Source organism: Methanomicrobiales archaeon HGW-Methanomicrobiales-1 (assembly GCA_002839675.1).
Classification (GTDB): Archaea; Halobacteriota; Methanomicrobia; order Methanomicrobiales; family Methanospirillaceae; genus Methanoregula.
In genome coordinates this window covers 82,444-94,269 of sequence record PGYM01000001.1, presented here as the reverse complement: position 1 = coordinate 94,269, position 11,826 = coordinate 82,444, and the positions used below count along the sequence as shown (strand labels likewise).

General features: G+C 50.8%; 8 protein-coding genes. 1 reads left to right on the top strand and 7 read right to left on the bottom strand.

Features of this window, described 5'->3' with window-relative positions:
• The first annotated feature begins 43 nt into the window (after positions 1-43).
• Positions 44-283 carry a hypothetical protein gene (locus tag CVV30_00475; protein PKL69884.1) on the top strand — a complete coding sequence of 80 codons (240 nt, stop codon included), beginning with the start codon at positions 44-46 and terminating at the stop codon, positions 281-283.
• Positions 284-342: 59 nt separating this feature from the next.
• On the opposite strand, the gene CVV30_00470 is transcribed toward CVV30_00475, so the two are convergent.
• The 7 genes from CVV30_00470 to CVV30_00440 all read right to left on the bottom strand — a co-directional run bounded on the left by CVV30_00470 (position 343) and on the right by CVV30_00440 (position 11,717).
• Positions 343-3,243 carry a type III restriction endonuclease subunit R gene (locus tag CVV30_00470; GenBank protein PKL69883.1) on the bottom strand — a complete coding sequence of 967 codons (2,901 nt, stop codon included), beginning with the start codon at positions 3,241-3,243 and terminating at the stop codon, positions 343-345.
• Positions 3,244-3,246: 3 nt separating this feature from the next.
• Positions 3,247-4,383 (bottom strand): DUF1016 domain-containing protein, encoded by a 1,137-nt coding sequence (locus tag CVV30_00465; GenBank protein PKL69882.1) that lies wholly within the window; start codon positions 4,381-4,383, stop codon positions 3,247-3,249.
• 13 nt (positions 4,384-4,396) lie between these two features.
• Positions 4,397-6,313: a site-specific DNA-methyltransferase gene (locus CVV30_00460; GenBank protein PKL69881.1), complete on the bottom strand. Its 1,917-nt coding sequence runs from the start codon at positions 6,311-6,313 to the stop codon at positions 4,397-4,399.
• A 224-nt stretch (positions 6,314-6,537) separates the two neighbouring features.
• Entirely contained in the window at positions 6,538-8,190 is a 1,653-nt protein-coding gene (locus CVV30_00455) for a thermosome subunit (protein PKL69880.1), read from the bottom strand.
• Positions 8,191-8,673: 483 nt separating this feature from the next.
• Entirely contained in the window at positions 8,674-10,146 is a 1,473-nt protein-coding gene (locus CVV30_00450; GenBank protein PKL69879.1) for an Asp-tRNA(Asn)/Glu-tRNA(Gln) amidotransferase GatCAB subunit B, read from the bottom strand.
• On the bottom strand, positions 10,147-11,448 hold the full coding sequence (gene gatA, locus CVV30_00445; GenBank protein PKL69878.1) for an Asp-tRNA(Asn)/Glu-tRNA(Gln) amidotransferase GatCAB subunit A: 1,302 nt from the start codon (positions 11,446-11,448) through the stop codon (positions 10,147-10,149).
• On the bottom strand, positions 11,448-11,717 hold the full coding sequence (locus tag CVV30_00440; GenBank protein PKL69877.1) for an Asp-tRNA(Asn)/Glu-tRNA(Gln) amidotransferase subunit GatC: 270 nt from the start codon (positions 11,715-11,717) through the stop codon (positions 11,448-11,450). The genes gatA and CVV30_00440 overlap by 1 nt, the downstream gene beginning before the upstream one ends.
• Between the last annotated feature and the right edge of the window lie 109 nt (positions 11,718-11,826).

Sequence of the window (11,826 nt, the reverse complement as noted above, 5' to 3'; positions counted from 1 at the left end):
GATAAAAAAATTCATATTTTCCTTAGAGGTACTTAGCGGTTTGATGTGCCCTTTTGCCATATTGCCCATTGAACACCTCCCGCTGATCCACACGGGGAACGATCTTCCGGCATTCACTTCGGACCGGATAGCACTCAATCTCTCGCTGGATCTTCCGGTCGTGATCACGGTGGTGGACACCGAAGAGAAGATCATGGCGATTGTCCCGGAAGTCGAGGCGATGGTGGAGCACGGGCTTATCACTGTCCAGAAAGTGCAGATGGGACGGAAAGCGAAGAAATAGAGGACTAATCTGATCTGGCGGGAGAGGGCACGATTCAAAATAGTTGATGGAGTTTTATCTCACAATCCCGCATCGTTAATACTTGTCGCTATCTTGTAATCGATGCCAATCGCTTCAAAGTGTTTTTCACCACATGCGATCTTCTCACTCTCCCCAAGTCTCAATCCAAGGGCATCTTTCGTGCCCTTCGTCTCCCGAATCATGTAAACGATCTTTCCGTTCTGCTTTAAGATCGCCCAATCCGGATTATACTGCCCGACCGGTGTCGGAATCTTGAACCATGCGGGCAGTTTGATGAAATATTTGATATCTTTTAAGGATTCAAGACCCTCGGCAAATTTCTTCTCGGTGATTGAGTCATAAGTGATGTAATCATAAAGTGATTTTTTGGTCGGGACAATACGATCGTTGATGAACTCTTTTTCGTGCTCATCGGTTCTGAACCGGCTCATTTCATAGGCGATCTCATTCAGCCGTTCGTATTGTATCCCCTCAATGATTATCCGGTGCAGTTCATCCTGGATGCACTTTACCGATGCATCCATGAACTGCTGGGGATTTTTGATAAGATCACCGAGACGCCCGGACTTTTTGAGGATTTCAAAAATCGTATGCCGGGTCAGTTCAACCCTGCTCTGGATATAGGAAAGAATATCCGGGATATGGGTCCTTTGCGTGAGATACTCGTGATCAGGGGTTCTGACTTCCTGGGCTTCGATACCGCTTGTTTTGAATAAGACATCAGCGACCGTGGTGGTAATTTTCAGCGGTTCGATCTTTTCCATCTTTTTTATTGCAGCAGCGGTTCGTTTTATAAGGTCGCCGGTGTCGTAATTGACGGAATAAATGGTCTTCTGACTGATAGCATTCCAGAACTTTTCGAATTCCGGATCGAGCAGCACATCTTCCCTGACTTTGCTTTTTATGGGACGGTACCGGGTGACGTGATTTTCGATCTTATGCCGGTCAATGATCTCGATAATCTCCCGGGTTGCGGGCCTGAATTTTTCCGGGACAACAAAGGTATGGTTTTCTACGGCCTGACCGAATGTATCGTTAATCTTCCCGTCATCATCAATCCATCCGTTGTCCTGTATGTGTGTCCGGAGTTCTTCGGTTTCTTCTGGTGTGAGGGGCCGTTCCTCACCGGCTTTTCCGATACGGAGGCCCTGGAATGCTTCCACCGGAAGGCGCCCGAAGACGATGCCCTCTTCTTCAAACTCGTGCTGAAGAGCAGCAACAAAGTCCGTGTAACTCTCGTTGGCCACCACCACGAGGTTGTTTATCTCGGTACTGAAGACCCGGTCACCGTCTTTGTTTACCGGCAGCCTCAGCCCCCGGCCGATCTCCTGCCGCTTTTTGAGCGTGGATACGGTTTCGTTGAGTGTACAGATCTGGAAGACATTGGGATTGTCCCAACCTTCGCGAAGAGCGGAGTGCGAGAAGATGAATTTCAAGGGATTTTGTGGATCGAGCAGTCGCTCCTTGTCTTTCATGATGAGGCTGTAAGTGTCCTCATCAAGTCGTGAGCGTCCTTCCGTATCCTTGAAGTGTCCTTTGTTGTCCTTTGAAAAATAACCGTTGTGGACTTCTTCTGCGGGCAGGATCGTGAGACCGGCCTGCTTGTACTCTTCGGCGAGTTCGCGGTATGCCTCTTCAAACCATTCGGCATAGATCCCTTTTGTCACGCCGGTATCGGAATATTTCCGGTAATTATCTACCCGGTCGATAAAGAAGAGCGAGAGGACTTTGATGCCCTTGTCTTTCAACTGCCATTCTTTTTCAAAGTGGGCGTGGATGGTCTCTTTGATCTGTTTTTTTACGATATCCTGCCGGGCTCCGCCTTGTTCCTGCCCGGGCCGCATCCTTACACCGTTTGAAAATTTGACAAATTCCCTGCCCGGCTGGGCATTGATCTCGGTGACGATGAACCCGTTTTCATAGATGGGATTCTTTGCCGATTTTACATAGAGGTCCTCATCTTTTTTGAGGATTGCTGACATGAGTTTCGGGCCGGCGGTTCCCATTTTATACAACCGGATCTTGGCTTTGAGGGGCGGTTTGTCGAGATGGATCTCTTCGATTTTGATATAGGATTGCGTGGGATCGTTCTCGGCAAGGACCGACGCAACCGAGATCTTTTTGACGAGGTTCATCTGGAATGCCTGGACCGGGCCGAGATGGTAGACGGGATTATAGAGATCGCGGTGAGTTGCTGAATACCGGAGTGTACACAGCGGGTTTAAGGATGCGATGGCGTCCTTTGCTTTATCGCTCTCCATATTCTGGGGTTCATCGAGAATGACGACCGGATTTGTAGTCTGAATGAATTCGATGGGTTTCCTGCCGCCCATCTGATCGCGGGTGTCGTGGATGATGTTATTCTCTTTTTTGTTGAAGGCGTCGATGTTGATGATCATGATTTGCAGGTCATTGCCCGCTGCGTAACTCCTGAGCTGGCTGACTCTCTTGGAGTCATAGACAAAATAGGTGAAGGGGACGTTATTGTACAGATCCCTGAAGTGTTCGAGAGTGATCTCGATGGATTTGAGTACCCCTTCGCGGATGGCTATCGACGGGACGACGATGATGAACTTTCTGAACCCGTATTTTTTGTTGAGTTCGAAGACGGTCCGGAGATAGACGTAGGTCTTACCGGTGCCGGTCTCCATCTCTATGGTGAAGTTTTTCTCCTTGGTGGCGATGTCGTCATTCGAGTAAATGTCGTTTTTCTTCTGGATGGTTTTGAGATTTTTATTGATGGTTACATCATCGATCACGAGCCGGTTACCGTATCCGAGTTCGTTCTGGATGAGTGCCTGTCCTCTCGATTCGAGGAGGGGGTTGAGCGAGACTTCGTAATCGCCGGCGTTCAGGGTCTGGCTATCGAAGAGCCCGACCACGGCATCGATCGCATCCCGCTGGTACTGCTGGTTCGCATCGAACCGGAACTTCATCATGAGTTATGTGGCCTCCGGCATGTCGGATGCAGTTTCTGACCATTCGATCAGTTTCTTCTTCAGTTCCTCTTTTGAGGGAAGGTAGAGCTGGTACTGGGATGCGTAGATGTTCGCATTCTCCGGCAGGGTAAGGTTGACGAGGGCATCGTTCTTTGTCTTGCAGAGGATCATGCCAATGGTTGGGTTCTCATCGGTAAGTTTCACTTCGCGGTTGTAATAATTGACGTACATCTGCATCTGGCCGAGGTTCTCGTGCGTGAGTTTTCCGATCTTGAGGTCAATCAAAACATAGCACCGGAGGATGCGGTTGTAGAAGACGAGGTCCACATAGAAATGGTCGGCATCGAAAGTGAACCGCTTCTGCCGGGATTCGAAGAGAAATCCTTTGCCAAGTTCCAGGAGAAATATTTCCAGTTTATCGATGATAGCGGATTCGAGATCGCTCTCGGAGTAGTGTGAATTCTCATCGAGCCCGAGGAATTCGAGAACATAGGGATCTTTGAGCATGTCCTGCGGATTGCCGATGATCTGTCCTTTATCTGCAAGGGCTTTTACTCCTTTTTTGTCCCGGCTGAGTGCGAGTCGTTCGTAGATGCCGGAGTTGAACTGCCGTTTGAGTTCGGAAAGCGACCATTGGTTTTGCCGGGATTCTATCTCGTAAAACCGGCGCTCGTCCCGGTTTTCGATAGTCATGAGGACGATATAGTGCGACCAGCTGAGGGTGAAGGTGGGTGTGAATTGGGCAGACAGTGTTTGCCTAATTGGAGTTTCCGTCGTTGTTTTTGCCGGCAATTGCCCAGACACTGTTTGGGCAATTGGGGGTACGGCCTCATAATATTCGAGGTAAAACCGGCGCATGTACTCTAAATTACTCTTAGAAAATCCGCGCCCGAGCTCTGCGGTCAGCCTCTGTGAAAGTTCTCGTACTATTCGTTCCCCATATTCCGCTCGTCTGTTCCCCTGTTGTTCAAACTCCACGATCCGCCGGCCAATCTCAAAGTTGGTGACGACCTGCAGGGTGTTGACGTTCTGTGCCGCTGCCCTCCGTGCGCTCTGCACCAGGTCACGGATCTCCTGAACGAGCGGGAGGATGGGTTCAGCGGGTGACGGACTTTTCGATTTTACGGGTTTTCCTGTCATGAAGACTCTCCTTTCACACGGTTCTGAAATCAGTAACGCCATGCGACTTCATGATCTCCAGTGCGTTGGTCCTGAGCTGGTCATTGCCTTTGAATCCTGCGTCAAGGCAGATGGCCCGCGCCGGTTTGATCTCTGCCATCTTCACGATGAGATCTTTGGTGAGATTGTGCTCAAGGCAGATGAGGAGCGTATCGCTATCGATGGAGTACACTTTTTTGCCAGCGATCTTCTTTTCCGTTACCGGTATGGTGAGGGCAAACCCGGATTTGAGGAGGAGTTCGTAGAGGATCTCTTCATCGGTGCCATCGTTGTGGAGGTTCTCGATGAAGTCTTCCAGTTGTTTTTCGACTTTGCCGTCTGCCGGAACTTGTCCGTTCCATACTTTGAAGTTGGATTTGCTCAGTTTGAAGACGCGGAAGCCGAGATCCTGCGGAGTTTCGGGATCATCTGCGAGTTTCTTTTGTTTTGCAGATTCTTTTTGTTCTTGTTTGATTTTGTCGATGACACGGCGAATCCGTTCTTTTCCAACCTCAGCTAGTGTAGGCATCCCTAATTCAATTGCATTTTTCCCTGTAGATGTTGTATCGTTTACGGATTCCGGCAATTGAATACAGATAAATTTCCGGTTAGTATCTCCCTCTCGATTCAACTTAATTAACGCATGAGAAGTTGTACATGATCCTGCGAAAAAATCTAGAATAATATCGTCTTCCTCATTCGAACCGATTGATAATAGGTTAGTCAATAAGGAAACCGGTTTGGGGAAATCATAGACTTTTTTACCATCAAATATTTTCTTTAATTCCTTTGATCCATCTGCTGTAGTACCAATATCAGTTAGCCAGGTTCGATATGGTTTAAAGCGAGGGTCTGTTGATCTAATTTTCTCATATGCAATGTATGTCCCATCGGGTCGTTTTTCAAATTCAACATCACCCTTTTCGACAAGTGCTAACAAATTTTTCTTTTTCAATCTCCAACGCCCTTCACTACCATCATTTCGTATTGGAAAGACCTCTCCATCAGGACCAGGAATCGGATACCACATCGTAGGTCGATCCGAACGGCTTGAGCCTGCCCCCCATTTATTTAGTTCTCTGCCTTTTCGAAATGCGCCGATTTCATCCTGTTCATCTAGTTCTTCAGATTCAATTTCAATTCTTGAGAGGGCATTTTCAGTTTCAGATTTCCTATAGCAAATAACGTATTCTTGATCATTCACAACACCGCCTTTATCACTTCCCCCTCCTTTCTTCGATTGCCAGACAAATTCTCCGATGAAATTTTCCTCCCCGTAAATCTCGTTCATCATCTCGCGGAGGTTGTGCACCTCGTGATCATCAATCGAGATGAATATGACACCGTCATCCCGCAATAAATTCCGGGCAAGGAAGAGCCGGGGGTACATCATGTCCAGCCATTTCGAATGATATCGTCCACCCGTTTCTGAGTTTGTTGAGAATTTCCTGCCTTCAGCATCCGCCTGACCACTATACGAAAGATACGTGTCAAGAGTTTCGGAAAATTTATCCGGGTAGATGAACTCGTTGCCCGTGTTGTACGGCGGATCGATGTAGATCATCTTGACCTTGCCGTAGTAGGATTTCTGGAGCAGTTTTAAGGTTTCGAGGTTGTCGCCTTCGATGAAGAGATTCTCTGTTGAGTCCCAGTCAACAGATTCTCCCTTTGCCGGTTTGAGCGTCCCTATCGAGGGCTCCTGGATGATCCGGAAACATTCTGCCTTGCCGCTCCATGTCAGCCCGAATCGTTCTTTCACGGTCTCCGCGTCAGCGCCGAGCGTGAGTTTGAGTTTTTCAAAATCGATTGTATCTTCCGAGAACACTTCCGGGAAGAGTTGTCGCAGTTTTTCCTTCTGCTCTTTTGTTATGGATTGGGATTTGAGATCGACTTTCGGGATTGACACGGGCATGGGACACCTTTCTTAATGTTAAGTGGTGCGGTGTAATTGCTTAAATGATCGGGTTTTATTTGGGGAGAGGAAAGTACCAAAACAGGAGACCTCGTGAAAAATTTCCCGGTTACATGAGCGTTATTGCTCACGATGAGTATTGAAAAACACCCCTGGAATACCCGTCCTGAATACACCCCAATTAACGGTGCGGAAAAAATATTGAAAAAAGGGGAAAAATTATTTTAATAATCTCCCATCCCGGGCGGCATTCCCCCCATGCCACCCATTCCACCCGGAGGCATCCCGCCTCCCGGTGCAGCGGACCTGGATGAGGAAATGATATCGTCGATGCGGAGGATCATGACAGCGGCCTCTGTCGCACTTGAAATTGCCTGCGTCTTCACCCGCAGCGGTTCGACAACGCCAGCCTTGAGCATGTCTGCCGGTTTACCGGCCTCCACATCGAGACCGAAGTTCTTCTTCCCAGCCCCGTGTGCAGCCCGGATCGCGACAAGCATATCGATCGCATCCAGCCCGGCATTCTCGGCAAGGGTCCGGGGAATGATCTCCAGCGCTGAAGCGAATGCCTCGATTGCAAGTTGTCCGCGTCCGCCGACACTTGCGGCATACTCACGGAGACGGAGCGAGAGTTCGGTCTCGGGTGCCCCGCCGCCGGCCACGATCTTCCTGCCCTCCACTACAACACCGACAACCATGAGGGCATCGTGAATGGCGCGTTCGAGTTCATCGACCACGTGCACGGTACCGCCCCGGACAATGATAGAGACCGCCTTGGGGTTTTTGCACTTCGAGACATAGATCATCTGGTCACCCGAAACGGTTTTTTCTTCGACAAGCCCGGCAGTGCCGAGATCCTTTGCGGTGACTGCATCGATACTGCTGATGAGGTTTGCACCCGTTGCCCGGGCAAGGTTCTCGATATCGCTCTTCTTGACCCTGCGGACCGCAAGGATGCCGGCCTTTGCCAGATAGTGCTGGGCAATGTCGTCGATGCCTTTCTGGCAGAAGAGGACGGTTGCCTTACTCTTTATGACCTTGTCCACCATCGCGTGGACCATCCGTTCCTCTTCGTCAAGGAATGCCTGTAACTGTTCCGGTGTGGAGAGATTGATCGTTGCATCCACTTCGGTCTTTTTGAATTCGAGCGCGGCGTTGAGGAGGAGGATCTTTGCATCCTTCACGGACCTGGGCATGCCCGGGTGTGCACGTTCCTTGTCGATGACCATGCCTTCGATGAGGACCGAGTCGTCCACTGCGCCGCCGACCTTCTTCTCCACATTGATGTGAGCGATATCCACGGTCCCGTCAGGGTCGGTAACAAACGTGACTGCCTTGACGAGAATATCGCAGAGGCGGTCTTTCGATGCTTCCGCGTTCTTGCCGGTGAGTGCAGTCTCTGCGATCTTCTTGAGCATCGCAGTATCGGTGGGCTTCACGGTGATAGCAAAGCCGTCAAGCAGCACGAGCGCTTTTGTCGCTGCCATCCGGTAGCCCTCGGCAATAACCGTCGGGTGGACGCTCTGGGCAAGAAGCCCCTCTGCATTCTTCAACAGTTCGCCGGCAATCACAACTGCGGTTGTGGTCCCGTCGCCCACTTCAGCGTCCTGCGTCTTTGCAATCTCGACCATCATCTTTGCGGCCGGGTGCTCGATGTCCATCTCCTTGAGGATGGTAACGCCATCGTTGGTGATGGTGATATCGCCCATACTGTCGATGAGCATCTTATCCATTCCCTTGGGGCCAAGGGTTGACCGGACAGCGCTTGCCACTGCCCTCGCAGCGGCAAAATTATTGTTCTGGGCCTCCTGCCCCCGGTTCCTTGTTGCTCCTTCCCTGAGAATTATTATGGGTTGTCCCCCGAGTTGTTGTGACATAGTATACCTCGATAGAATTTTTTATATATCATTTATCCGCCGGGTACGGTCGTATTTTTCCTGCATGCGGTATCGGAAAATCCCCGCCCGGAGCAGCAGGCGGTTATCAGTAATCGGGATTAGCAGATGCCATCGGCTGGTTATGGCCGGCAATTGCGGATATCATCGCAGGTAAAACAAAAAGTCATCATCACCGCAGCGCGGTTCGAGGCGGACTTAAAGCACCTGATGATGATGCAGAATAGTCTGTTGTGCACCAAATAGTTTTCTTTCCGGGTCATGATAGTTCTACAATCCCATAGAGAACTGATAAGATTAAGACGTGCAAATCCTGAAACGGATATCCCGGACTTCCGCGATTTTCTGAAGGATACCGTGAGTGAATCCACGTTCTGTGAGCAGACTTCCCCGCCAGTGGGATTTTTTCATATCATCTGGTCCTGCCTAAGGATTTATACAATGCGACGTGCGGGAATCTTCTTTTCAGCAACTATCAGGTGCACGACAGTCCCCCTCAATTTTCCTGAGCGTTTCGACCAGCATCCGGTTCAATTCGCCCGGGTCGGCTTTGCCCCGTGTCTTTTTCATGACCTGCCCGACAAGGAAGTTGAGCGCCCCACCTTTTCCTGCCCGGTAATCTTCAAGTGCCCGGGGATTTTCTGTAATTGCTTCTTCAATTGCAGTGATGATCGCACTGTTGTCACCGGTGGTTTTTGCCAGGTTCAGGCGCGAGACGATTGCAGCGGGAGATTCACCTGGTTCGTCCTTCATACGCTGGTCGAGCATGACCCGGAGCACCTCGATACCACTCTTGTCGGTTATAGTACCATTTTTCAGAGTGCCGACAAGTTCATTAAATCCTGCTGCATCCACACGATCAAGGCACATGCTGCGGTAATTCAGTTCGCCGATCAGGGTATCGGCAATCCAGGTGGCGGCCAGGGTCGAGAGTCCTTTGGGATCTGCTGCAACGACTTTTTCAAAGAAGTTTGCCAGTTTGAGTTCCCCGGTCAAGGTGCGGGCGTGGTTTAAGGAACAGCCGTACTGCGCCATGAACCGCTCCCGGCGTGCATCGGGAAGTTCCGGCAGTACAATATCTGCCACCCATGATTGCACATGCATAGGGCGAAGGTCCGGTTCGGGGAAGTAGCGATAGTCGTGCTCCTGCTCTTTTGAACGGGAGGACTGGGTGATCCCCGTTGATTCGATGAAGTGCCGGGTCTCGCGTTCGATCCGCTGACCCCGCCGGATCAGGTTCTTCTGACGGGTGACTTCATAAGTAAGGGCCTTTTCCACCCCTTTGTAGGAAGTGATATTCTTGACTTCCACCCGTTCGTTGCCCTTGATCGAGATGTTTGCATCCACCCGCAGCGATCCCTCTTTGTCGCTGTCAAAGACGCTGAGGTACTCGAGTGTGGCGCGAAGTTTGTTGAGGAATTTCCGTGCCTCCTTGGGGGAACGCATGTCCGGCTCGGACACGATCTCAATTAACGGGATGCCGGCCCGGTTATAGTCAACAAGCGAATACTTGCCCCGCTCGGCATTGCCCATGTGAACAAGCCTGCCCGGGTCCTCTTCAACATGGATGCGGGTGAGCTGGATGCGCCGTTCCCCACCCTCGTCACTCTCGATCTCAAGATAGCCGCCTTCGGCGAGCGGCTTGTCGTACTGGGTAATCTGGTATGCTTTGTCGAGATCCGGGTAAAAATAGTTCTTCCGGGAAAACTCGGATTCGTGGAGAACGGTACAGTTCAGTGCCTTTGCCACTTTCATTGCATACTCGATCGAACGCTTGTTGATTGAAGGCATTGCGCCGGGAAGTCCAAGGCAAATAGGGCAGACGTGCGTGTTTGGCCCGTCATCCCGGTAATCAGTGGAGCACCCGCAGAAGAGCTTGCTCTTTGTATCCAGCTGGCAGTGCACTTCAAGTCCTACGATGACCTGATCTTCTGCCATTTAGTTCACCGCCTGTTCGTAGGCATAGGCAGCATCGATTACGCGCTCATCTTCAAAGGGCCGTCCCATGATCTGGAGTCCGACGGGCATACCGTCAACCTTTCCGCAGGGTACTGAAATGGCCGGGATACTGGCAAGGTTTGCCGGGACGGTCAGGATATCGGCAAGGTACATGGAGAGTGGATCGCTTTTCTCACCGAATTTGAAGGCGATCGTGGGCATGGTGGGCCCGGCAATCAGATCGACTTCCGAGAATATCCGGGCGAAATCGGCTTTCACATTTTCACGGGCAACCTGTGCCTTGGCATAGTATTTTCCGTAATATCCTGAAGAGAGGGCAAAGGTACCCAGCATGATCCTGCGGCGTACTTCAGTACCGAACCCGGCACTGCGGACTTCCTTGTAGGCCTCGTGCCATGACTTCTTCGAATCGGCACCCGGGCCATACCGCACACCATCAAACCGGGCAAGATTGGAACTGGCCTCGCAGGTACAGGTGACATAGTACGAAGCAAGCGAGAACTTCATCGAGGGAATGCAGCACGGGACCGTGGTGGCGCCGAGTTCTTCGAGCCTGCCGATTGCAGTTCTGACAACTCCTGCAACGTTCGGGTCTACGCCTTCGCCAAAATATTCATCGGGGATACCTATCTTGAGTCCTTTTACATCTGCAACGGGCGTGTGGGCGTATGGCCGGTCATAGATGGTAGAGTCGTGGCGATCCTTTCCGGCAATTACCTGCAAAAGGGTAGAGACATCACTAACCGTTCGCCCCATCGGGCCGATCTGCTCCAGTGAATTTGCGTATGCGATCAATCCGTAACGCGATACCCTGCCATACGTCGGTTTTAGTCCGACAATGCCGCAGAATGCCGCAGGGCACCGGACGGAACCGCCGGTATCTGTTCCGAGAGCCATCGGCACCAAATTGCCGGCAATCGCAGCTGCACTTCCTCCAGAAGATCCTCCGGGAACCCGGCTGGGATCGCAGGGATTGAGGGTGGGGCCGAATGCAGAGTTTTCGGTCGTTGTGCCCATACCGAACTCGTCCATATTCGTCTTGCCGACGATGGCTGCGCCTGCTTGCCGAAGCAGATCAACTGCGTGGGCATCATACGGGGGAATGTAGCCTTTGAGAATCTTTGATGCACAGGTGGTCTCGATGCCCCGGGTGGAGATATTATCTTTCACCGCTACGGCAATTCCGGACAGTTTTCCCTTACCATAGGGAGCCTTTTTGCAGACCGTAAGAAATGCATGGTACCGGTCATCGGGTTTAAAAGTGAGTTCATGCGTTTCCACTACATCACCCGTGGTGCTTTGATAAATCCGTCTTCCTGTGCTGCTGCGTTTTTCAATACCTCATCCCGGAACAGGGAAGGTTCGACTATATCTTCCCGCATGATATTGGTGAGATCACGGGTGACGGTGATATCTCCTTTGACCTGGTCTAGCACATCAAAATAGTCAAGAATTGCATTGAACTGGTGAGTAAATGTTCCCAGTTCAGCGGTATTGATGCCGATATCGGCGAGTTCCGCAATATGTTCCACGTCTTTTTCAGTAACCATGTTCCACCCTGTTTCTGTGGTCTGTGTAATCTTGTATGGATGTTTTAAACCCGATAAACCGTATAGCACCCGGGATTCTGCGATTTTCTGGCAGGTCTTTCCGACAAAG

What these genes read in the sequence shown, in the direction of transcription:
- CVV30_00455 (PKL69880.1), bottom strand. Translation starts at nt 8,190, where the DNA reads ATGTCACAACAACTCGGGGGACAACCCATAATAATTCTCAGGGAAGGA.
- CVV30_00470 (PKL69883.1), bottom strand. Translation starts at nt 3,243, where the DNA reads ATGATGAAGTTCCGGTTCGATGCGAACCAGCAGTACCAGCGGGATGCG.
- CVV30_00465 (PKL69882.1), bottom strand. Translation starts at nt 4,383, where the DNA reads ATGACAGGAAAACCCGTAAAATCGAAAAGTCCGTCACCCGCTGAACCC.
- CVV30_00460 (PKL69881.1), bottom strand. Translation starts at nt 6,313, where the DNA reads ATGCCCGTGTCAATCCCGAAAGTCGATCTCAAATCCCAATCCATAACA.
- CVV30_00440 (PKL69877.1), bottom strand. Translation starts at nt 11,717, where the DNA reads ATGGTTACTGAAAAAGACGTGGAACATATTGCGGAACTCGCCGATATC.
- CVV30_00475 (PKL69884.1), top strand. Translation starts at nt 44, where the DNA reads ATGTGCCCTTTTGCCATATTGCCCATTGAACACCTCCCGCTGATCCAC.
- CVV30_00450 (PKL69879.1), bottom strand. Translation starts at nt 10,146, where the DNA reads ATGGCAGAAGATCAGGTCATCGTAGGACTTGAAGTGCACTGCCAGCTG.